The sequence below is a fragment of the Spirochaetota bacterium genome (assembly GCA_040756435.1).
Taxonomy (GTDB): Bacteria; Spirochaetota; UBA4802; order UBA4802; family UB4802; genus UBA4802.
This window is the reverse complement of sequence record JBFLZD010000014.1, coordinates 1-23,240: the sequence shown is the minus strand read 5'-3', so window position 1 is coordinate 23,240 and position 23,240 is coordinate 1. Positions and strand designations below refer to the sequence as shown.

Annotated in this window: 17 protein-coding genes; 8 read left to right on the top strand and 9 right to left on the bottom strand. The window is 37.9% G+C overall.

The features are described 5' to 3' along the window. Nucleotides 1–378: 378 nt before the first annotated feature. Entirely contained in the window at nucleotides 379–936 is a 558-nt protein-coding gene (locus AB1444_05780) for a nucleotidyltransferase (protein MEW6526164.1), read from the top strand. On the opposite strand, the gene AB1444_05775 is transcribed toward AB1444_05780, so the two are convergent. Beyond that, a complete protein-coding gene (locus tag AB1444_05775) occupies nucleotides 923–3,286 on the bottom strand; it encodes a fibronectin type III domain-containing protein (protein MEW6526163.1) in 2,364 nt (787 codons plus the stop codon). The two genes, AB1444_05780 and AB1444_05775, sit on opposite strands and share 14 nt — an antisense overlap. A 105-nt stretch (nucleotides 3,287–3,391) precedes the next feature. Between AB1444_05775 and AB1444_05770 the strand changes: the two genes are divergently transcribed. Then, complete coding sequence (locus AB1444_05770) at nucleotides 3,392–7,252, top strand: Ig-like domain-containing protein (GenBank protein MEW6526162.1); 3,861 nt, start codon at nucleotides 3,392–3,394, stop codon at nucleotides 7,250–7,252. 13 nt (nucleotides 7,253–7,265) lie between these two features. Here AB1444_05770 and AB1444_05765 read toward each other — a convergent pair whose 3' ends face one another. Further along, the gene (locus AB1444_05765; GenBank protein ID MEW6526161.1) at nucleotides 7,266–7,655 is read right to left on the bottom strand and encodes a type II toxin-antitoxin system VapC family toxin; all 390 of its coding nucleotides are present in this window, start codon (nucleotides 7,653–7,655) and stop codon (nucleotides 7,266–7,268) included. Next, entirely contained in the window at nucleotides 7,646–7,897 is a 252-nt protein-coding gene (locus AB1444_05760; GenBank protein MEW6526160.1) for a hypothetical protein, read from the bottom strand. The genes AB1444_05765 and AB1444_05760 overlap by 10 nt, the downstream gene beginning before the upstream one ends. Nucleotides 7,898–8,139: 242 nt before the next feature. On the opposite strand from AB1444_05760, the gene AB1444_05755 reads away from it, so the two are divergent. From AB1444_05755 to AB1444_05730, 6 genes are all read left to right on the top strand, one after another. Then, on the top strand, nucleotides 8,140–8,325 hold the full coding sequence (locus AB1444_05755; protein ID MEW6526159.1) for a hypothetical protein: 186 nt from the start codon (nucleotides 8,140–8,142) through the stop codon (nucleotides 8,323–8,325). Between the two features lie 154 nt (nucleotides 8,326–8,479). Next, nucleotides 8,480–10,684, top strand: coding sequence for a PAS domain S-box protein (locus tag AB1444_05750; GenBank protein ID MEW6526158.1), 2,205 nt, complete (start codon nucleotides 8,480–8,482; stop codon nucleotides 10,682–10,684). Further along, nucleotides 10,659–11,324, top strand: a complete 666-nt coding sequence (locus AB1444_05745) for a response regulator transcription factor (GenBank protein MEW6526157.1) — start codon at nucleotides 10,659–10,661, stop codon at nucleotides 11,322–11,324. The genes AB1444_05750 and AB1444_05745 overlap by 26 nt, the downstream gene beginning before the upstream one ends. A 371-nt stretch (nucleotides 11,325–11,695) precedes the next feature. Further along, a complete protein-coding gene (locus AB1444_05740; GenBank protein ID MEW6526156.1) occupies nucleotides 11,696–13,057 on the top strand; it encodes an acetyl-CoA hydrolase/transferase C-terminal domain-containing protein in 1,362 nt (453 codons plus the stop codon). A 40-nt stretch (nucleotides 13,058–13,097) separates the two neighbouring features. Continuing rightward, entirely contained in the window at nucleotides 13,098–13,703 is a 606-nt protein-coding gene (locus AB1444_05735) for a hypothetical protein (protein ID MEW6526155.1), read from the top strand. 220 nt (nucleotides 13,704–13,923) lie between these two features. Beyond that, on the top strand, nucleotides 13,924–15,813 hold the full coding sequence (locus AB1444_05730) for a B12-binding domain-containing radical SAM protein (GenBank protein ID MEW6526154.1): 1,890 nt from the start codon (nucleotides 13,924–13,926) through the stop codon (nucleotides 15,811–15,813). A 393-nt stretch (nucleotides 15,814–16,206) separates the two neighbouring features. Here the strand turns inward: AB1444_05730 and AB1444_05725 are convergent, their stop codons facing one another. The 6 genes from AB1444_05725 to AB1444_05700 all read right to left on the bottom strand — a co-directional run. After that, on the bottom strand, nucleotides 16,207–16,836 hold the full coding sequence (locus tag AB1444_05725) for a hypothetical protein (GenBank protein ID MEW6526153.1): 630 nt from the start codon (nucleotides 16,834–16,836) through the stop codon (nucleotides 16,207–16,209). After that, on the bottom strand, nucleotides 16,824–17,657 hold the full coding sequence (locus AB1444_05720) for a metallophosphoesterase (protein ID MEW6526152.1): 834 nt from the start codon (nucleotides 17,655–17,657) through the stop codon (nucleotides 16,824–16,826). Before AB1444_05720 ends, AB1444_05725 begins: the two co-directional genes overlap by 13 nt. A 24-nt stretch (nucleotides 17,658–17,681) precedes the next feature. Further along, nucleotides 17,682–17,969 carry a PG0541 family transporter-associated protein gene (locus tag AB1444_05715; GenBank protein ID MEW6526151.1) on the bottom strand — a complete coding sequence of 96 codons (288 nt, stop codon included), beginning with the start codon at nucleotides 17,967–17,969 and terminating at the stop codon, nucleotides 17,682–17,684. Nucleotides 17,970–18,008: 39 nt separating this feature from the next. Then, nucleotides 18,009–21,125, bottom strand: a complete 3,117-nt coding sequence (locus AB1444_05710) for an efflux RND transporter permease subunit (GenBank protein ID MEW6526150.1) — start codon at nucleotides 21,123–21,125, stop codon at nucleotides 18,009–18,011. Between the two features lie 21 nt (nucleotides 21,126–21,146). Beyond that, nucleotides 21,147–22,070, bottom strand: a complete 924-nt coding sequence (locus AB1444_05705; GenBank protein MEW6526149.1) for an efflux RND transporter periplasmic adaptor subunit — start codon at nucleotides 22,068–22,070, stop codon at nucleotides 21,147–21,149. Nucleotides 22,071–22,088: 18 nt separating this feature from the next. Beyond that, on the bottom strand, nucleotides 22,089–23,240 hold a 1,152-nt coding region (locus tag AB1444_05700; protein ID MEW6526148.1), incomplete at its 5' end, for a TolC family protein.

The window sequence follows — 23,240 nt, the reverse complement described above, 5'->3', positions numbered from 1 at the left end:
TAGTTTTAAAGAAGCAACAATATCTAAAATTGGATAGTGGAAAAACGTAAAGCCATCACATTCATTGAAATTTCAAGTGGTTTGAGTGATGCCGTTTGCTATCATTATCATCATTGCTATTACTTTGCAAAATTTGGTAAAATCAAATCCTGTTGAAGAAAAAAACTTGGCAGACAGAGCATGGATTACGAACTATGGGAAACATCGATAACACTATAATTCAAAAAATGATGCGACAAAATTTCAACCGCTTCTGTGAACTTACCCAGTCCATGTTTTCAATGAAACATGCATTTTATAAATCTTTATTTCCCACTCTCAATGATGAGGAAATATGGTCAAAAATTACAGAGGATATATTAAAAAGAAAAGATAATAATGAAAGACCAAACATCAATTCCTGAAATTGTTATTGCTATTAGTTCCTGTCTTATAAAATCAAATATCTCATTCTGTATTGCCGGAGGTATTGCTGTTAGTTTATGGGGTCATGTACGGGCAACTGAAGATATTGATATTATTGCATTACTTGATGAAACAAATGAAACTAAATTTTTCAATGCATTGCAAAACCGTTTTAACGTTATACCTCATAAAGAGGAAATGCTACAATCAACATTAACCCCTCTTAAACGATATGTTATTGTACACAACTCTTTTCATTTTGTAATAGATATTCTATTAGCAACAAATGATTTCTTGAAACACTGTATACAAAACAGCAAACTATTCTCTATAAAGGGTATCAAAATTCCTGTTATTAATCTTGAAGATCTTATTGTTATTAAATGTGTTGCAGGAAGATATCAGGATATTGCCGACATACAGGCTCTTGTACGCGGTTCTATCCCGGTAAATAAAGATTATATTGTTAAACAATTGGAGTTACTGCATATTCCAGTGCCTGAAGCGGTTACACCATTTATTTTGCAATAACTACTTTCTGGAAGGAATTGAGTATAATTTTTCCATCACTCACTCTTTTTGCACGTATATGAATATAGTACAATCCAACACCAAGCTTGTTATTTGCCTTATTGGTCCCGCTCCAGCCACCTTCTTTTATATTCTGGCCTCCTTTGCGGAATGCATTATCCAGTAGTTTAGCAACAGGCCTTCCCTTTATATCATATACAGTAATATCAACATACGCATCATCGGTAAGATAATACGCCGGATAGCAGGTGGGGTTTTTGTCAGTTATGACATTGTTTAAAATACGCGTGGGCCAGGGGGTAAATTGAGTGGGCGTTGTAACGGCAAAAGAATATTCAAAGTCATTTGGATTACCGGGCGGTGATTCAGATTCCGAATCACTGTCGGTATAGGTGGTTATTCCTGATTTAATTGTTTCGATAATAAACCGCACATCATTCCCTATTGTTATTAAAGTATTAGTATCAGGTATATAGCCAACCCATGTGTTGGGACCAATTCTTGAAGTTGTGATCCTATAATAATCCACACCCTCGGTTAAAACTGGATTAATTACTCCTCCTGCAATTAAATCAACACCCACTCCAATATCACCCTGTGCAACAATTATATTGACTGTTTCTGGCAAATCAGCAGCACTAACAATTCTCACATTAACCCGTATTGCTGTTTTTCTTACAGGCCTGTTGCTTGCAACTGTTCCAAATGTGGTATCCCCCCATTCGGTGATACCATCAGTTATTGACACTTCAATGCTGGTAGCAGTTGTTGATATTGTATCGGAAATCCGATTTACTAAAGCTACTTCATAGCCAAAAACATCAACTGCTGAAATACGTATATCATAGTTGGTCAATGGGGTAAGCCCGGTTATAGTGGCCTGTGTTGTTGCGGCGTTCCCCAGTGCTGCTATTATGGTACGGTCAACCATAAACCATATACCAGCAGGGCTTTCCCGGTAATAAATTCTGTAGCTGTCAAAATCACCATCAACAGTAGCAGTATTAAGCGCCCCCCAGTTTACAGTAATAGTTGTAGCTGTCTGTGAATGCCCGGTATAGGTGGTAAATGGTGGCGTATTTGCACCAGGTGGATCCGCGTTATCCCAGTATACTGTCCGTGTTGCTACCTGTGGTATACGTCCTGCACCATTTTGCTCATCATCATGTGCTCCACCGGTAATACTTATAGCCTGATAGGTAATGGTATCCGTAGCCTGTGCTGTTACTGTTGGATATGTTATATTTGCTACAGCGCTGGGCTGTCCATTGGGAATTAATACATCAGTATTATTGCCTTCACTATCCTGAATTCTTACCGTTGTATTTCCTACTACATTGGTAAGCGCCCATTGCAACCGTGCAGTAACCCTGACCTGAGTTCCTGGTACAGCGACACTTCGCCAATAATTTGGTGATGCATTGAGGCCTCCCCCATTTATAATTTCAATATTGGTGATTTCAACCACATCACAATTAATGGTCAAAGAATTTATTGAAACTTCAGGACCTCCGGGTGTGCTGCAGGTTATTCTTACTGTCCATGTATGATTGCCTAACTGGCTATACGGTGGAGTATTATCAAGGCTAAAAAAATATTCCAATGGTACTGGTAATGTAAGGCCATCTGACTCATCACCATCAGTGGCAACTGTTGCAATCCCATTACGAAGCAATTCGGCATTTGTAATTTCACCTGTTAAAGCATCTGCAACAAGATGCACAGCATCAAGAGCGGCTGCTCCCGGTACATTATATACGATAGTTCCTGTAACATTAAAAGCGCTGTGCCATGGGTTAATCATGCCGTCAGAAGCAACACCATCCTGAGCAAAGTTTAAAATACGTATGGATGCACACACACCATACGATACAGATTTAGTATCTGTTACGGTATTATTAGCAGGTACTGTTGTTGTAGCCGATGCTACAATATTTCTGTTTAATGCCCAGGCTGACTCCTGTGTATTCCATTGAAATGTAATATTAAATGTTACAGTAAAGTTATTCCAGGTACCAGCAATAGATGAACTGCAAGCTACTGTGCCAGAAACTATTGTCAACATATGATTCCCGGCGCCCGTACCAGTTATGGCAGAAACCCTTAGCTGGATGTTTGTGGAATTAGGGATAGTTAGCACAACTTCGGTTATCTGATTCCATGCAGTAAGATCTGGATCTACCACCTGCACGGTAAAGGTATACGTTTTCCCCGCCAGATAATATCCATTACCCATAGATAAAAATGTGGGGTTTTGGGGGGTTAAAACTACCGACGTAATGGTAGCATAGGCACGCCCCCAGGAAGCAAGCATCATGATAACCAGAAAGTTGTATATATATCTTTTCATTGTAAAAAATTAATTTGCACTTTTATCTATACTACCGTATATTATGTAAAAAGGTCAATATTTTTTATGATTTATGAATACTGGCCTTATATGCGGTTATATCACATGGAAAAACACAAAATTTTACTACTCATACAACTTATAAGCCTGTTGTTGCTGTTTCAATGTGCTCCCCAGGCACCCACGGTACAACCAAATCCTGAACAGAGTGGTGGAGGGGGTACAGGGATAGGTACCGCAGCCCCTGATCTGCTTAACGCATATCCAGCTAATGGTGATACCAGTATACCGGTAGACACATCAATTGTGCTTATTTTTTCAGAACCGGTGGACCTGGCAACGATAGTTCCTGCTAATGTTACCATATCAGGTGGTGTAACGTACAGTGCATCATCTTCATCAGATGGCAGAGTTGTTATATTAACCATTACTTCAGGAAATCTTTCACCATTAACACCATATACCATTGATGTAGGTACAGGAGTTCTGGATCAGGATATCCCGCAGCGAAATCTAATCACAAATTATAGCATCACATTTACTACATCTGCAGATACTTCTACCTTTGAACATCCCAGGGTTATTGCTGCATCACGCTATCCATCTAATGGTGCAAATAACGTCAGCATAAACCAGAGTTTTGTTGACGTCACATTTACCAAGCAAGTTAATCCGGTAACAGTTGTTGCAAACGCAAGTTTTGATATAACACCAGGTTTGGCAACAGGTGTCAGTACTACTGATAACCAGACATTCAGATTACAATTATCAACTTCACTGGCTTATAATACACTCTATACAATTGCCCTTACAGCTGCTATTACCGATTCACTATCCAATCCACTTGTGCTTGATGGCAATCACACCTGGACGTTCACAACCGAACTTGCACCTGCAACCGGTGCTCTTACCATTAGCAATGTGTGGGTAATGAATATCACCGACACACAGGCCATCATTTACTGGACAACAAGTACTCCACAGGCTGCAATAAGTGTTGATTATGGTACAAGTTCAGCCTATGGTTCCTCTGCTTCAGAACCTGCAGGCACGCGCACCGTGCATCAGGTAACAATCACAGGTTTAACACGGACAACAAAATACTATTTCAGGATTCAATATCCAGGGCCAGTAACAGCCACGGGAAGTTTTATCACTGCAGATAATGCTGGAACATCTGATGATGATCCGGTAACTGATACAGCAGGTGATAAGTCATTGGTAACTATCGCTCAAAATCAAATACTTGCTACGCAGGATGGCTCAGCATTTTTTGCATGGAAAGACCCTGATGGTTCTGTATATGCTTCATTTATTGACAATGATGCTGCTCCAACAAAACGCTGGGGTGCAGATGGAACGGCCGTGGATTCCAACAACCGAACGGTACTTGGATTATTTCCTGACTTTTTAGGCTACTGCTTTGTAACGTTAGGTGATGGAACAAATATTTATATAAAACGCATTTATAACAATGCAGGAGCGCTTGCATTTGATACCGTATTTGGTGCAAATGCTGCTGCCACAGGATTAAATATTTCCACTGGCACCAACCCGGCGGTAACCATGCTGTGGGGCGATCAGGCAGCAAATAATGTGAGTGCAGGTTTTGTAACAAAGGTAGTACCTGTTGGTGCTGTGCCAAATACAACCGAAATGAACATACCATGGGGAAATTATTTCTTTGATTACGATGTTGATTTAAGTGTGGCTGCCACAGGTAACCATATAATCGATGGGTCGTATAATCACACCACAATTAACATAGCAGGACAAAATTACCGGCATGTCATAGGAACTGCTGCAGGTGTTGTCACTGCAACTGAAAACTACTGGATTGCCGACAACACCTCCACCACCAGTTTTACTGCCACCAATCATGTTGTCAATACTGCCACAGCTGTCACACAAACACAAACCACCTACAGCAACGCAGGCAATAACGCATATACCGACCATGGTGTTAATATAGCAGGCTGGGGAACAAATGACCTTATTACTGACGGGACTAACTGGGGATATGTTACTGCAAATGCATCTGCTATAAATCTTTCTGGTCTGGTTTTGGCTGATTCGGGTGATAATGATTTTACAAATACAAATCAATTAATTGATTTCTGGAGTTTCCCAAGTTGGCTTTCAACTGTATATGTTTATGCATTAGTACAAAACACAACATCATCCTTATATTCTTATGCTATTACAATTGATAATAACTATACTTTAACACTGGCTAATGATATTTTCCCAAATTCAGGCGAAAATTACTCCATCTGGAATGGGCAATACTGTTGGACACATGTTCCTTCAGCAGTGAGCTTTTATACCATCCAATTTAATCCATCAGGGTTAATCAGCAATGGCGAAACGGTAACCCTATACAACTATGTCACTGGTGGAACTGCAGATACACCTCGTACAAACCCACTCTATGATGATGGAGTTGATTTATCAGCTGTAGCTAATAATGATATTGTAGTTAACCTTACCACAAATAATGACTCAAGGGTTAATGATATCACTTACCGTACAGCTGGTGCATTGGGTCTTGTAGATAGTATCATGTCCAATAATCAATTTTACTGGATATTGAGATTTTTAAATTCAGCTGAGCCCATTCTTGTTTTGGGTCAGGCTACATCCACTGTTGCCAATCAGCTTGTTTCAACTTCAAAATCCTTTGGGTTTTCTGGCCTTGTCAAAAAAGGGGATCTTGTATATAATATCACTGACAATCTGTATGCAGTGGTAACCAGTGTTGATGACAATGATACACTTACATTAAATAAAAATATAGTAACAGTAGGCGATTATTTTATTGTATTTGCAAGTAACGAACCTCTCATTGAAACGGGCACTGTTACTACAACAGGGAATCCATTTACCGATACCAATGCCAATTTTACTTCGGCAAACGGCCCTGTTCAAGTTGGTGACATTGTTCACAATCTTGATGCCGGCACAAGCGCCTATGTAACTGCGGTGAACTCAGCAACTCAGCTTACACTGAATAATAACATAATGACAACTGCCGGTCACCGTTACGTCATTATTCAGCCACGAGTGCTTGTTGCCTATGAACGTGCAGGAGATATTTATGGTAAGGTCATCCGTCTTAGGGATGGAACCACCTATTTAAACGAATTTACTATCTGTGGTGCAGCGGGAACTCAGGCAAACGTGAAGCTAATAACCTCCGGTTATACAAGCACCAATACCGGCGCTATTGCTCTTTACCAGAGTGGTGCAGGCCCAACGTATACCTATTACGCAAAGCGCATAAATGGGGCTGGTGTGGTTAATGCTGCTGATAATGCAGCTAATGGTGGCCTTGGTGTACTGGTTACTCCTGCAAATGCAACCTTACTTAATGCTTTTTCTGATGATGCTGGTGGAATGTTTATTTTATACAAGATTGCAAATGATATATTTGTACGAAGAATATCATCAGGTATGGCTATTTCCTGGACTAACACTATTAACAATGTTGTTGATGCAGCAATGTGTAGATCTGGTACTGGTGTGATAGTTACCTACAACAAGACTACCAATTCCAGCCAGATTTTTGCTCAAGGTTATACAGGAGCAGGTGCCGTGGCTTTTGGCGAAACAACTATTGTTGCTCTGACCCCCTGGGCATACACATCCAATCTAAATATTGTACCTGATGGGAATGGTGGTGCTATTATAAGCTGGGTTGATGAGCGCTATCTGCCACAACTTGGATATGCTATAATGTCACAGGCAATCGATTCTTTAGGAACACGACGATGGGATGCAGACCCAGGTGCTGGAACCGATTTTGATGGCATTCTTATTGGGTTTACCAATATATGGTATAAACCCTACCTTGGGTTAAAAGCTGCCTTTTTCAATGATGGAGGCACCCCCTATGGCGGTATATTCCTGTGGTATGACAGGCGTAATAACAAACAGGATATTTATTATGATATAAATAGTAATTAATATAATTATTTTTTTACACCAACAAAATACCTGGAACCAGTTTAAAATGTTCATCTTTTGTAAAAAGCTTTGATCCTGTCTGCATAGCGGTTGCTGCTATCCAAATGTCATTAGTTGGTATTGGAGTACCATTGTTTTTCAAATCTTTTACTATTGCACCATAACGTTCTGCAATATCTTTATCAATAGATACAACCGTAACCCCTGTTTTTCCAAGAAACGAATTTAGCAAAGCAATATTTTGTTTATATCTTCTCCCCTGATAAAACCATGCAAACAATTCACCTATTACTACTACAGGCATAATTATTTCATTAGCTGTTTCCAATAATTCTATTATTTCTGCATTACCCCTACACATATATGCATAAATGTTCGTATCAATACACACTTTCACTTCCATACCTCTTCATCAATAGCATCCAATACCTTTATATTTGTCATAAATTCATTAAATTCATCTTCACTCCATTTTCCTGCAATATCGCTTAAATCTCTTATCTTTTTTGTAGTGTCATCAATACCAAGCGATTTATGTAATAAAGCAATTATGGTTTTGTTTATACTTGTTTTATTTTTATTTGCAAGCATCTTGAGCTGTTCATAGGTTTTTTGCGACAAATTTCTTATAACTATCTGTATCATTTTTTTACCTCTTGATATCATTTAATGATATCAATTTAATACATATTACAACTGTCGTCAAATATTTTATTATTGTATCAATATAAGCATATTTTATGTACATAACTACCACTCACATGCTTGTTGTAATATTTAAAGCTACCAAAAAAAAGTTGTACGCAAACCTGTGCAAGCGCACCCAGTATGCATAAATGAATAGAAAAGCATTGCTATATTTTCTGTATTATTTTTATCATGCCATCATGAACATCGTATTTGTACAACTTCCGCTACTTGATCACGGCTATAACTACATTGCTGGCAATATCCCCACTGCACCTGCTACATTGCAGGCATTTTGTCTCAGTAACTATCGCCCAAACATTAAGGTCATACAATTGCCGCAAACAATACTAAACTTTGGCTCTGACCCCCTGCATACTTTATAAAGCATCTTATCAATATCATTTGAATAATATATGAACATATTTACTATATACATATATAAAATATATTATATTTAAACTTTTACTTGACATAAAATATAAAGTCTTACATAATATGTATTACAGCACATACCAAATGATGTATACATACACTATCATGAATACTGACTGTTTAAAACAACCTATAGCACATAATAGCTTTAAAGATATCGTTAATCTGTTCCCTGAAGCAATCTTTGTGTATGTTGATGAAACCATAGTATTTGCCAACACTACTGCACTTTCTCTGTTAAAAGCCACTAAGCCTGATGATGTCATAGGCAGAAGTGTATACAGCTTTTTGCAACCACAAAGCCACAACGAATTGCGAAAAGTAATATCACTTGTTCTTAAAAACCCCAAAAGCTACATCTCAAGTGAAGATAAAATTATAGCCTGTGACGGGGAAAGCATCGACATTGAAATATCCTCAACGTACCTTAACTTTGAAGGCAGAGATGGTGTTATTTTCTTCTTCAAGGATATTAAAAACCGAAAAAAAGCTGAAGAAAGCCTGAAAAAAACCGAGTTGCAGTATAAAACAATCTTTGAATCAACTGGCACGGCAATGCTCTTCATAGAAGAAGATAAAACAATATCACTGGTTAATGGTGAATGCGAAAAGATATCAGGATATACCCGTAATGAGATAGAAGGCAAAATAAAATGGCCACATTTTGTAGCGCCTGAAGACCGCTGGATTTTAGAAAAAAATCACGAATTGCGCCGCACTGGCGACTTACTCCCCAATAATTATGAGTTCAGGCTTATTGATAAAACTGGCAGGTATCACAATGTTTTTATGACAATCACCATGATACCGGGAACAAAGAAAAGCGTAGCTTCCATCATTGACCTGACTGAACTGCAGGAAGCTGAAGAAATACTGATGGCTACTCAGCATAACTATCGCCTCCTTGTTGAAAACAGCAAGGAAGCAATTGCCATTATACAGGATGAGCTTGTACGCTATGTTAACCCCAAATTATGTGAAATAACAGGGTATACCGAGGAGCAGCTTTTAAATAAAAAATTCTATAAACTTGTTCATCCAGATTTTAAAGAAATCGTCCGCAATGAATATAAATACAGAATTGAAGGAAAAGAAAAATATACACTTTTCCCTATTAAAATTATTGATACTCACAGCATGGAGCGCTGGTTTCATGTAAATTCGGTGCTTACCATGTGGTGCCAAAAACCTGCAGTACTTCTTTTCTTCAATGATATAACCCAGATAAAAAATGCCCAGGATGCTCTCATGGCAAGCGAAGAACGCTATCGCCTTGTAGCTGAAAATGCCAGAGATATTATCATTATCTATGACGAAAGTGGCTTTATCCATTATATGAATGAATCAGGGCATCAAACATTTGGCATTGAAAGGGGTGATTTAAATGCAAGAAAAATTAATATTAACGACCTGCTTCACCGCACAAGCGAAACCCGCCCTCCATGGCAGGCAATAGAAGAAGCAATAAAAAATAATACAAGCTTTAAAAACCGTGTTGAAGTTTTCAATAGCCAGGGTGAGCTGATTCAGCTTGAATCCATATCAAGTCCCATAAAACTTAATGGCGATAGTCCTGGAATGCTTGTTGTTGCACGGAACATTACTGAACGCAAAAAATTAGAAAAAGAGATTATTGCCATTTCAGAAAGGATCAGGCAGCAGGTAAGCAGGGATCTGCACGATGACCTTAACCCGCACCTCATTGGTATAGAAGCCTTAACCAAGGTACTTTCCATGCGTCTTAAAAGCCTACAGCTTCCTGAAGCAGAGCAAGCTGATAAAATTGCCACACTCATACATAAAGCTATTACCAAGACACACCGGCTTGCCAAAGGGTTATGCCCTATTGACTTAGAATCAACAGGTATACAATCCCCTATCATAAATCTGCTTAAACTAATTAAAAACCTGTATGGAATAGAAGGAAAATTTTATTTTGATAAGTCGGTTGTTATGCAGGACCCCAATGTTGCTTCAAATCTTTACTACATTGCACAGGAAGCAAGCTTTAATGCAGCAAAATATTCTGAAGGTAGCTTAATCATCATAAAGTTACATAAACAGGAAAATTACCTTGTGCTCTCCATTGAAGACAATGGAAAAGGAATAAAAAAGCAAAGGATATCTGAGGATGATAACACAGGAGGAATGGGCCTTAAAATCATGAAATATCGTGCTGAAATAATTGATGGTACAATTCAGATTCAGAATAATAAGCCTTCAGGAACTATCATCACTGTAAAAATCCCTCTGGAAAGAATAACTAATGATGGGAGGATTTTATATGAAGGGACCAATGCAAAGCAATAAGCGGTATAAAATATTCATAGTTGAAGACCATCCAATTTTTCGTGATGGGATTACTCAGCTTATAAACAAGGAAGACGATATGTTTGTTGTGGGCGGATGTGAAAATGCTGAAGATTGCCTGAAATATTTAAAAAACAATCAACCTGATTGTATAATTGTTGATATAACACTCAAAGACAGTTGTGGTATTGAGCTTACCAAGGAAATAAAAAAATCCTATCCATCAATTCCAGTGCTTATCCTTTCCATGCATGAGGAACTTATCTTTGCTGAACGTGTCTTTAAAGCTGGAGCACGCGGGTATATCACCAAACGCGAAGCCACCAGCAAGGTAATTGATGCAATCCGAAGGGTGTTACAGGGTAAAATCTATATATGCGATACCATGATTGATTACTTTCTAGAGCGTTCTGTAGCAGGAGGTCAAAATATTGGTTCTTCACCTATTGAAAAATTAAGTGAAAGGGAATTTGAAGTATTTAACCTCATAGCAAAGGGGATGACAAACAAAAATATTGCCAGGGTTTTGTCAGTAAGCACCAATACTATTTCTACCTATCGTGAACGGATTAAGGAAAAGCTGAATCTGCAGAACAATGCCGAACTCAATAGGTATGCCATGCAATGGATGCAGAAATAAATTTACAACTATATGTGATATAAAACATGTAAACTCTTTTTCATTCCCTATTATATTTTGTGGTAAAGATAACCACATTACCATGCATACTTTCAAGCTAATAAAATTCCACTTTTCATTACACCAATATCTACATTATCAGACTTTTCTATTTAAATAAATATATATAAACTAATATATTATTGGATCACTGAATTTATTGAAGAGTGGTCCCTGAGCGGTTCGGCAGGCTCACCAACCACATGCCGAAGGGTGGCCAGGCAAACTATTGTATATATTTCCATCCTCAGCATTAATATCTTTAACTTTCCTTACAAAATAAGGCAAGGTGCTGGGGTGGAATCAATATATTCTATTTCAAAGGAGGACTTATGTATACAGTAACAGGAAATGTGGTACAGAAATTACGATCCAAAAAGCATTATGCAAACTGGCAAGAAGAATATGAAGACAAACTCTGCTCAGCAGAACAGGCAGCGGCGTTAATTAAATCAGGCGACCGGATAGCCATGAGTGGTGGTACAAGTATTCCGTATGAGTTTTCCCGTGCCTTAAGCAAACGAGCAGGTCAGATAAAAAATGTTGGTATCAGCATGGGCTATGCTATGGCGCTATTTGATTACATGAAACCGGAAAATCATGAAAGTTTTTACCTTGAAACAGTTTTCGTTGGTCCCATGGAGCGTATATGTATGGACTGGGGAGTATGTCAGTATGTACCAATCCACCTGGGAGAAACAGCTAACTACTGCAGAGCTTCTCGGTTAAACATTGCTGTTGCACGGGTAACACCTCCCGATGAAGACGGTTTTATGTGCAGGTCAAACTTTGCATCATTTCTTGATTTAGATACTATACGGGAAGCTGATTATGTTATCGTTGAAGTCAATAAATATATGCCACGGCTCGTAGCTCCTGAATTTAAAATCCATGTTTCGGAAGTTGATTATATCATTGAACACCACGAACCAATCTTTGAAATACCAAATATTGAAATAACTGATGCTGAACAAAAAATGGCTGATTATATTTCTGAAATGATCCCTGATGGTGCAACAGTTCAATTGGGTTTTGGTGGGCTTCCAAATGCTATAGGCTATAATCTTAGGAATAAAAAGAATCTTTCCATATATTCAGAAGTTGCAACTCCAGCAATGAAAGAACTTATAGAATGTGGAGCTGTTGATGGTTCCAGGCGTACGTTTATGCAGGGTAGAAAGGTTGTTGCCGGATTTTGCGTTGGAACAAGAGATTTCTATGATTACGTAGAAAACAATCAGGATTTTGAATTTAAACTTATTGGGTTTATCAACAATCCGCTCAATATTGCAAAAAATGATAATATTGTAGCAATTAACAACGCGCTGATGCTTGACCTAACCGGGCAGGTAGCCTCTGAATCCATTGGTGCAAAGCAATACAGTGGTACTGGAGGTCAGGTACAGTTTATATTGGGAGCAAAATTTGCCAAAAACGGAAAAAATATTCTGGCAATAAACTCAACATTCACTGATAAGGATGGTAAACTAAAAAGCAAAATTATGCCTAGTTTTCCTGAAAATACAGTAGTCACCACCTCACGTAATGACGTGGAATACGTTGTTACCGAATATGGTGTTGCCTATTTGAAGTACAAAAGTATTTACGAAAGGGCAAAAGCACTGATATCTATCGCCCATCCTGATTTCAGGGATGAATTAAAATTTGAAGCCAAAAAACGCAAATGGTTGTAAAAGATTTACATAATTTTTTGTAAAAAATTTAGTGACAAAAATGTCCCAATTATCCCCATATATTTATATGGGGATAATTATTGATATAAATGACTTTTTGCATTATGGCAATGTTAAATATGATCTGCCACACGCTGAAAAAATGCTTTTTGAACGTTGTCAAACCGCTATACTTAAAACAGCAAATCTCATAAAAGGGGAAGCGATAGTAACTGATATACAATGTGAACTTTTCACAGCTAATCCCTCTTGCACCGGTACTGTTACAGTGTTAATCACTCATGTCCCCAACCAGATAAACTGGAAATGCCCGGTATGTGGTTCTGAAGGCATAATCAAAAACTGGAAAAATAGCCCTCTGTACATGCAATTTTTGAAAGATAGCAATCAAAAAAACAAACCGACAAAAACAATAACATTATCCTCCGAAGAATTTGAAAAGCTTGTAAACCTTTTTGGTAGTCTGGATGAATGCAAAGACATGATAGCATCTGCGCAAAAAACAGGCGCTTCGTATACAATATCAGTGAATACTCTTACTGTATTCCAAATTCTTGAAATACTAATTTTTAAGATTGAGTTAAAAACCCCCGAACGTCCTTTTTATATAAAATTGCGAGATGAGTTGAAAACTGCTGTTATATGATTTTCCCACATTAATTTTATAAAAATATTTTCTCACACAGAGATAGCTAATAGCACATAAATTCATTAAAATCATCTTCACTCCATTTTCCTGCAATATCGCTTAAGTCTCTTATCTCTTTTGTAATGTCATCAAGGCCAAGCCTGGCAAGTGAACCTATTATGTATGAATCAATAGAAAAGCATTGCTATATTTTCTGTATTATTTTTATTATGCCATCATGAACATCGTATTTGTACAACTTCCGCTGCTCGATCACGGCTATAACTACATTGCTGGCAATATCCCCACTGCACCTGCTACATTGCAGGCATTTTGTCTCAGTAACTATCGCCCAAACATTAAGGCCATACAATTGCCGCAAACAATACAAAACTTTGGCTCTGACCCCCTGATTGTTGATACCATACTGCACCATAATCCAACCCATGTAGCTTTTACCTGCTATCTGTGGAATGTAGAACGCTCTTGTGCCATAGCGCAAAAAATAAAGGCTCTGACCCCACAGGTTATCATACTGTTTGGCGGTCCTGAAATACAGCTGCAATCCTATATCCTCAAGCAGCATCACCCTGAAGTAGATATGTTCATCATTGGCGAAGGGGAGTTTTTCTTTGACCACTATGTGCACAACACCCACACCCACTATCTTCATACCATCAATGGCAATGCTGTATTTATTCAGCCTGCTAACTGTTTTGTGCCTTTAAAAAAGATGGTTGAACCGTATACACTGGGATACCTGCAACCTATGTATGATGGAAGCCTCAGCGTGGAAGTAATTCGCGGGTGCCCGTTTACCTGCAATTACTGCCTGTATTCAAAAAATACAAGCAGGGTTAGAGCATTCCCTGCCGATACCTTGCAAGCTATTATCCGCAAGGCAAAAAAAGACACCATCCAGGAAATATACCTGCTTGCACCAACGTTTAATCAATCAAACCATTTTGTAAGTTACTGTAACACCCTCATAGAGTCACATAACACAATACCACTCCATACTGAAATCAGAGCCGACCGCATCACAAAAGAAACAATAGCACTGTTACAAAAGGCAGGTTTTCATAGCTTAGAGGTTGGCCTGCAAACAATGAATCAGGCCTGCCTCAATCATATTGGCCGAAAAACCAATGCACAAAAGGAGCTTGAAGGCATTGTGCGTCTTAAAGACGCTGGATTTAAGCTTCAGGTTGGTATTATACCCGGCCTTCCCACCGACACCCCTGAATCATTTATGAACACTATTGACAAACTTTTAGATTATGGGCTTGGCAACGAAATTGAACTGTACCCACTTATGGTTTTACCAGGAACAGCCCTGTATGATGAAGCACTGCAACAAGGTGCCACCTTTATGCAGCATCCACCGTACTACTTTATTGAAGGATTCAATTTTTCACAAACTGATCTCTATGCAATAACACAGTATTTTGAAGATGTAACGGGATTTGTATTCAATCCGCCATTCATACCTTCATTTGTTATGAATAAAAACGGTAATCTTACCAACAGTGTGCTCATCAATTGTAAAAAACACAAAACCTTGCCAGGCCATATTTACAATGCCATACAAACAAATCATTTCATTTTTTATTTATTGTGCGATAGTTCATCGCAAATAGACCTTGCCTTGCAATCCATCCTTTCCCATTGTCAATACCATACCATGCTGTATTCCGTTGTTTGTATATACAACGATATACTGGATGACAGCGCTATTGCCCGTACCCTTTTAGCAGCCACAAAAGACTCATTTTATTACCACATGATGCACTTCCAGGATACATACGACAGATTACCCATACGCATATTTCAGCTATTTGAAACGCTGGAAACATTTTTACAAGCACAGGAGCACTATGAGTGCATTAATCCTATACTGCTTGTAACACCCCAAAATTATACTTCTATTTCACATACTGAATTTGCTTATCCCTTCCCTATCGCAATACAGAAGGGATTTGCACGGCACTGCATTGATTGGCTCAAACAACAGTACAGTGAAAGTATAGAACTGGTCAGCTTCCAGGATGAAGCCGACCAGAAATATGTATATAAAAAATTGGGGATAGATTATGCAAAAATTATTTTTAAAACATACTATTATTAACTCCTTAAATTTAATCATTATTTATTACATAAACATTATTGATAATATTGTTTTTAATTGGGGAAATCCCTAATAAAAAATATTTTTACTATCTCACAAAATTATATGATAATCATTCCATTTTTAAAAAATATCAACCCAACAATACAGTAATGATAGCTTCACAAAGCATAATTCACAATTTCAAAACATTTAAAGGTATTGGAAATTGAGAAGGGTAATTTTTGGTTACCATTGTCGCCGATACTATTTATCTTAAAATCAATGGATATGGTAAAAATGCAAAATAATAAATTTCACATAAAGCTCTTTTCATTATTGATATGATACTTTTAATCCCTATTTAAAATAACTCTTTAAAAGCAACCATCACTTTTGATTTATTAACTATTATTAATAATTTGTTATTATTTTATAACCAATTGCCAGGCTTGCAATTTGATCAAATTTTGATCTTAAATATTTATTATCATCCCATAAGTATCCTTTCAAATATGTATCTAGCATAGTTATTTCAACATAAAAACCATGACTCAACCCTATCATTTTACTTCGACCGTTTAGCTGCATCCCAATATTTAATGCAATATGTCTTCCTGTTGGATTATAATACCTGGGCTGACAGTTTGTGGAGTTTTCCCAATACACGTTTTTATCCATAACAAAAAGCATTGTCATACCTAAATAAATTGGCAATATTACAATATCATTCGAAAAATCAAAAGAAAAAGGGTATAATGTATTTTTCCAGGAAACAGTATGTATCACCTTACCAGTAACATCAGCAGGACTATACCCATAAAATAGGGAGCTCTCCCAGGTTCTGTTGAAAGAAAGGAAACCAACACCCAAAGCTATAAATCCAATATATCCAGCTGTTTGTACTGTATAACAATTAGGATAATGCCATAAATTATCTTTGTCTTGCCCAAATGCAAAACTACTATAGGATAAACTAAAAAATGAGATTGTAATAATAAAAATAGCAAGTGATGTTTCCCAATTATTTCTTAAAATGTACATAGCTCAACATTAAAATTATCAGCATTAGCATCATATTCTAATATGACATAATTATTATTTTGTGGGCTACCAACATGATAACGCAGTATACCTTCAATTAACTTCATACTAATCACATGATCATGAGCATGAAATGCAAGTGTAAAATAACTTTTTACAATATTATTGAAAAGATTTACCTGCTCCTGGTTAAATCTTTCAGATACAACAGAACAGTCAATATGTGCTAACAATATACGATGCATTTCATTACTGGAAAGAGCTGCCTGCTCCAACCATCCCCAGTCGGGTTCACCACTTTCCCAATTATTATCATTAAAACAGATAAATTCAGTTCCACGAAAAGTGAAATTGAAATTCAATGGTCCAAACATTTTTTTATATATATTTTCACCATACCCAAGAAATTCATGGTTGCCAATAACAACAATAAAAGGGTAATGTAATTTTGAAAATATATCATAGGATAAATTATATTCTTTCAGTAAACCAACATCTGTAATATCACCTAAAATAAATACAAAATCCAAATCATTACGACTGTTTAAAATATTAACAACCTTTTCAGTTTCAGTATAGAAACGATGAGTATCACCTATAAGTGCAATTCTGTAGTTATCGGATTGTGATTCAATAACTTTAATACGGTCAATATTCTTCTTATTTAGATTTTCATAATCTACATCTGTTGAATATGGGGAATATTCCAGCCCAAGATAACATCCAATAAATATGACACATATAGTTAACACCAGAAAATTATACGCACACAGTATAATAAATTTCACAAAAACATTTTCAACTTTAAATCTTTGTTTCACTATTCTTAGCATTCTTATAGTTCCCTAAAGCATCTCTTTTAACTGCAGCACAAACATGCTTATACCAACACCTTTAAATTTTATCTTTATTTTATTGAGTTCATCTGCAATCTTATCTTTTACCTTATTGTCCTCAATAGCAATCATCATGCAGTTGTTTAACCCCGGCCATACATGTGTTCCAAGCTGTGGCTCTTTGTTCCCCTCACCCTGCACACCCACAAATTTGGTATAGCCAGTAGCATATTGTTTTGCAATTTCAACCACCTCATCATCTACCGCATTGTTGTATACTATAAATAGCAGTACCATACTATTTTTCTCCTCTGAAAATAAATTTATTAAACCATATTAATATTTTCGTCGTGCTTCATAGCGTTCGCGTATGGTTTCAAAAATCATATACATAACCGGGATAAACACCAGCGTAAAGATAAATGCTGTGCTCATGCCACCCATAACAGCACGTGCCAAAGGCGCGGACAATTCCGATCCTTCGCCCAATCCTGAAGCCATTGGTATAAGTGAAAGTATCGTAGTAAGGGTAGTCATCATAATGGGTCGCAGTCGTTTAGTGCCGGCTTCAACCAGTGCCTCGCGTATGCCGTAGCCACGTTTCCTCAAGATATCAGTATAATCCACAAGAACTATCGCATTATTTACCACAATACCAACCAGCATAATGACACCCAAGAATGTTACTACATTAAACGTTGTACCGGTAAGGAATAAAAATAGTGACACCCCAAAAATAACAGTTGGCACACTGAACATAACAATAAATGGCCTCAGTAGCGATTCAAACTGCGCTGCCATAATAACATAGGTAAGCACCATAGCAACTACAAGCACAAGGAGTAAATCCTTGAATGTGTCTTGCATATCCTTATAAGCACCTGCAATCACCACATCAAAATTGGCCGGTTTGGGCAGTTTGTTGATAGCATTATTAATATCATTTACCACAGCACTCAAAGCCCTGCCTTCAGCTTTACAGTTTAAATACACAACACGTTCCTGTTTTTTTCGCTCAATGGTTGATGGTCCGGATTTAGTCACAATATCAATTAAGTTTCCTACTGGCACTCGCTTTCCAATTGGAGTATTTATCTCAATTGATTTTATGTGCTCAATAGTTTCTCTGTCAGCTTCTCGTAAACGAACATTAATATCATACTCATCGCCCTCAAAGCGGTATCGGGTTGCTGGGTATCCAGCAACATTATTTTTTATAAGATTTGCAATCTGGTAGGCATTGACTCCCATCTTGGAAGCCTTTTCACGGTTTACAACTATGACTTTTTCGGGCAATCCTTCTTCCCGGGAAACATCAATATCTTTTAATCCTGGAATATTCTTAATGGCATTGCGGATATCTTCAACATACTGTGAAGATTTCTCAAAATCATACCCATATACTTCAATTGAAATAGTAGCTCCACCCATTCCTAAGATTCTACCACCCGCATCACCCTGCAGTGAAAAGTTAAATGTAACGCCAGGTATCCCTTTGAAAGCCTCACGCAACGCCTGCCGTATCTCATCTTTTGAACGTTTGCGTTTGCTTGGCTGTGTTAATCGCATCTCAATCTTGCCAGTATAATCGGTGGTTTCGCCAAACGCTGCGGTAAATCCCTCTCCATAACCGGCACGTACAGAAACCACTACATATTCTTCCTTTTTAAGGACATCCAGTGCTCGTTTTTCAATCATCTTCATAACGGATTCAGTTGTTTCCAAATTGGTACCCACAGGGAGCTTGGCAACAATAGTAAGCTGTGCATCATCATATTCAGGCATAAATTCCATACCGGCAATAGGGATCATAATTAGCCCAATCACAAATGAAATTGCCACATATTGGATAACGCGCCTTCTGTGGTCAAGCGCCCAGTTGATGACTTTTCCATAAAAACGTTCCAATCGCATAAAATATTGTTCACTTTTATCAAATAGCGGCTGCAAAAATGATAGTTTCCCTGTATAGGTATGTTCAATGCGGGGAATAAACTTTGCGGCAAGCATTGGTACAAGTGAAAGAGCAACAACCAATGAACTGAGCATTGAAAACGTAATAGTAAGCGCCATATCTTTAAACAGCTGTACAGCAAGCCCCTGGCTGAATAAAAATGGTACAAAAACAACAAGGTTTGTTAATGTAGACGCCGTAATAGCCATCCCCATCTCATCGGCACCTAACTTTGACGCTTCATTGGGACGAGCTCCTTTTTCACGGTACCTAAAAATATTTTCCAGTACTACAATGGAGTTATCAATGAGCATGCCAACGCCAATGGCAAGCCCACCCATTGACATCATGTTAAGCGATAGGTCAAAGAAATACATAAGAACAAACGACGTTATTATGGAAATAGGGATTGATAACCCCATGATGAGTGCAGCCCGCATATTACGTAATATAACAAGGACAACTAAAATTGCTATCAAAGCCCCTTCAACAGCATTTTTTATCATATTGGATATTGATAGCTCTATAAATTCAGCTGCATTGAAGAATGGTTGTATATCCATCCCCTTAGGCAAGGTTTTACGTACTTCTTCAGCCTTTTTTAAAATATTACGAGCAACAATAACAGTATTTTTATCCGACTGCTTTTGCACACGTAAAATAACACCGTTTTCGCCATTAAGACGCACAATCTCTTTCACATCAGCAGGTGCAAGGTAAACACGCGCTATATCTTTTACATAAATAGGAGTTCCGTTTTTTACGGTAACAACTACATTACGAATATCATCAAGAGACTTGAATTCGCCCTGAGTTCGCAAGGTATATTTCATGTATGGTGTTTTTACGTCACCGCCAGCAATATTTAAGTTTTCTGCCGCCAAAAGCTGTATAATCTGGTCGATAGTTAATTTATATGCATCTATCCTGTTTTTAATAAGCTCAACCTTTACTTCGTAGCTTTGCCCACCACTGACGTATGCAGCAGCCACACCATCGGTCTGCTCAAATAAATTTTTTAAATTATCCTCAGCATATTTTTTTACATACGCTAAGTCCTTTGGACCGGTAACCGAAAGCATAACAACAGGCATCATTGATACATCAAACTTTAATACAACAGGATTCTTCACTTCATCAGGTAAAAATCGTTTTCGGATGTCAATACGTTCCCGCATATCGCTTACTGCAAGGCCCATATCAGTTCCCCAGGTAAACTTGACAATAATCATCGATAAGCCTTCTTTTGATGTTGACGTTATGGTATCAATATTATTAACCGATGACAATGCCTCTTCCAGTGGTCGAGTTACAGTACTTTCTATCTCTTTTGGCCCAACATTGGGATATTCTGTAAAGACAACAGCAACCGGGAACTCAATGTCAGGGAATAAATCCAATGGAATTTTTACATAGCTTACTATCGCCACCACAATTATACCAATGTAGAGCATTGTGATGGTTATTGGCCGTTGAACGGATATATCAGTTAATTTCATAGTAACTATCTCCCTGCACTATTACTGTTTTATCTCTTCCATATACACTAACAGCTTATCGCCATGCCCCACATTTTCCTTGCCTAATGTTACCACCACATCACCTTCTTTGATGCCGGATAAAACTTCTGTAACATTTTTTAAGGAAAATCCGGGCTTTACCATTTGTTTAAATGCCTTGTTATCAACTACCGTATATACATAATAATTGCCGGAACTATCGCTCAAAATACTATCAACCGGGATTACCACTGCATTCTTTGCAGCGCCCATCTGTATCTGAATGTCAGCAAACATGCCATGGCGCAGCTTAAGCTGTGGATTGTCTATGAGTATGCGCACTTCCTGGGTTCTACTTGCTGCATCCAACACCGCATTTTTACGATACACCGTTCCGTAAAAATAGGTGTTAGGATAGGCATCTACACGCACCTTTGCCTTCATGCCAATCTGTACCATGTTAATCTGTTCCTCAATGAGCTGGGCAACCGCTTCAACCTGATTCATGGTAACAACCTGCGCAAGGGGAGTTTGCGGGCTTATGGACATTCCTCTGTCCACCATAACAGTGCCTACATATCCTGATAGTGGTGATTCAACAACAGCTGGCATGTATTCCATACCAACTATGTCCCGATCAATCCTGAAGAGTATCTGCCCTTTTTTTACAAACTGGCCTTCTTTCACAAGGATTTCCATTACCTTGCCTGGCACCTGCGAAAATACGTTCACTACCTCTTTGCCTACAATATCGCCACTTAAGTTTAGCGTTTTTGTTATATCCATACGTATTGCCTTAGACGCTTTTACCGGAATGACACGCTCTTCTTCAGTGACCTGCTTGGGCTTTATTTTATTTCCAATAAAAACTACCAGCCTGTAGGTAGCAATAATTGCTATAATCACAACGATTACGGTAAGTATTGTTTTTGTTCCCCTTTTCATAGTAACTCTCCCAAAAAATTAGTAAATCTTGAAATAATCCACACCAATAGATTTATTCAATTCTGCTTGCGAAACCTTGTAATCATACAAAGACTGTATGTATAAGGTTTTTGCCTGAATGAGCGCAACATTTGCTTCTAAAAATTTTGAATTATCAATAATGCCATTTCTAAATTGTGTGGTGGCAGTCTTCAGTGATTCTTCAGCAGTTTCAACATTGCCTTGCTGTGAATATATAGAATTTGAAGCCGATTTGAGCTTCAAAAAACCACGCTGTATATCAAGGCGCACACTTTTTACAAAATCCTCCAGTTGCAGATCAAGCTGATTTGCCTGGCTTTCTAACTGCTTTGCCTTTGCATGTGATGAATCAATGGGCGACCATGCTCCCCACTGATAAGTAGCCCCAAAAGTAATCATCCAGTGATCATTCCAGCCTTTAGGTGCAAAGCTTTCTGACATGCCCTGACTCATTGCTTCTAAGATGGGATCTATTGCTGGGTTCCCTGTAGGTTGGAACCCATTGGTTTCCTTAGAAATAGATTTGGTTGATCCATAGTTCCCACTTACAAACAAGCTTGGCCACAGGTATACCGATGCAGCTGCATCCGATGCATATTCTAAAGCTTTTTTAGAATGGGTTAATTGCAATAACTCGGGTCTGTTTTTGAGTGATAGTGCAACAAGTTCCTTAATAAGAGCTATCTCCTTTTCTTCTTCCAGTGAAAGATACTGCAAATCATCATTACTTACCATGAGTGCTGATTCATCAAGCTCTACAGGTTCATTTATCTCTCTGTTTAACTGTATGTTGAACGTTGCACACACCGTCAAATAATCATTTTTAGCATTAATAAGCTGCGTCTTTTCATTATTATAGGCAACCTTTGCACGCAGAAAATCCAGCTTGGAAAACGTGCCTTTCTGATAACCCACTGTCACTACTCTGAGATTTTCCTCCAGTGCCTTCAGCGATTCTTCATGCATGCTAATTAACTCTTTCGTTAACAGTACCTGATAGTACAGCCTCAGTGTAGTAATGATAGTATTTGCCTTTATTGACCGCTCCTCATATTCACTGGCAATATAGCCATTACGCGATGCCTGCAAGCTGTTATAAAACGCACCGGGATTTACTGCTATCTGCCCATTAATTATCTTTACATCATA

What these genes read in the sequence shown, in the direction of transcription:
- AB1444_05735 (MEW6526155.1), top strand. Translation starts at nt 13,098, where the DNA reads ATGTCCCAATTATCCCCATATATTTATATGGGGATAATTATTGATATA.
- AB1444_05770 (MEW6526162.1), top strand. Translation starts at nt 3,392, where the DNA reads ATGGAAAAACACAAAATTTTACTACTCATACAACTTATAAGCCTGTTG.
- AB1444_05710 (MEW6526150.1), bottom strand. Translation starts at nt 21,125, where the DNA reads ATGAAATTAACTGATATATCCGTTCAACGGCCAATAACCATCACAATG.
- AB1444_05725 (MEW6526153.1), bottom strand. Translation starts at nt 16,836, where the DNA reads ATGTACATTTTAAGAAATAATTGGGAAACATCACTTGCTATTTTTATT.
- AB1444_05765 (MEW6526161.1), bottom strand. Translation starts at nt 7,655, where the DNA reads ATGGAAGTGAAAGTGTGTATTGATACGAACATTTATGCATATATGTGT.
- AB1444_05780 (MEW6526164.1), top strand. Translation starts at nt 379, where the DNA reads ATGAAAGACCAAACATCAATTCCTGAAATTGTTATTGCTATTAGTTCC.
- AB1444_05750 (MEW6526158.1), top strand. Translation starts at nt 8,480, where the DNA reads ATGAATACTGACTGTTTAAAACAACCTATAGCACATAATAGCTTTAAA.
- AB1444_05740 (MEW6526156.1), top strand. Translation starts at nt 11,696, where the DNA reads ATGTATACAGTAACAGGAAATGTGGTACAGAAATTACGATCCAAAAAG.
- AB1444_05730 (MEW6526154.1), top strand. Translation starts at nt 13,924, where the DNA reads ATGAACATCGTATTTGTACAACTTCCGCTGCTCGATCACGGCTATAAC.
- AB1444_05715 (MEW6526151.1), bottom strand. Translation starts at nt 17,969, where the DNA reads ATGGTACTGCTATTTATAGTATACAACAATGCGGTAGATGATGAGGTG.
- AB1444_05755 (MEW6526159.1), top strand. Translation starts at nt 8,140, where the DNA reads ATGAACATCGTATTTGTACAACTTCCGCTACTTGATCACGGCTATAAC.
- AB1444_05705 (MEW6526149.1), bottom strand. Translation starts at nt 22,070, where the DNA reads ATGAAAAGGGGAACAAAAACAATACTTACCGTAATCGTTGTGATTATA.
- AB1444_05775 (MEW6526163.1), bottom strand. Translation starts at nt 3,286, where the DNA reads ATGAAAAGATATATATACAACTTTCTGGTTATCATGATGCTTGCTTCC.
- AB1444_05745 (MEW6526157.1), top strand. Translation starts at nt 10,659, where the DNA reads ATGAAGGGACCAATGCAAAGCAATAAGCGGTATAAAATATTCATAGTT.
- AB1444_05760 (MEW6526160.1), bottom strand. Translation starts at nt 7,897, where the DNA reads ATGATACAGATAGTTATAAGAAATTTGTCGCAAAAAACCTATGAACAG.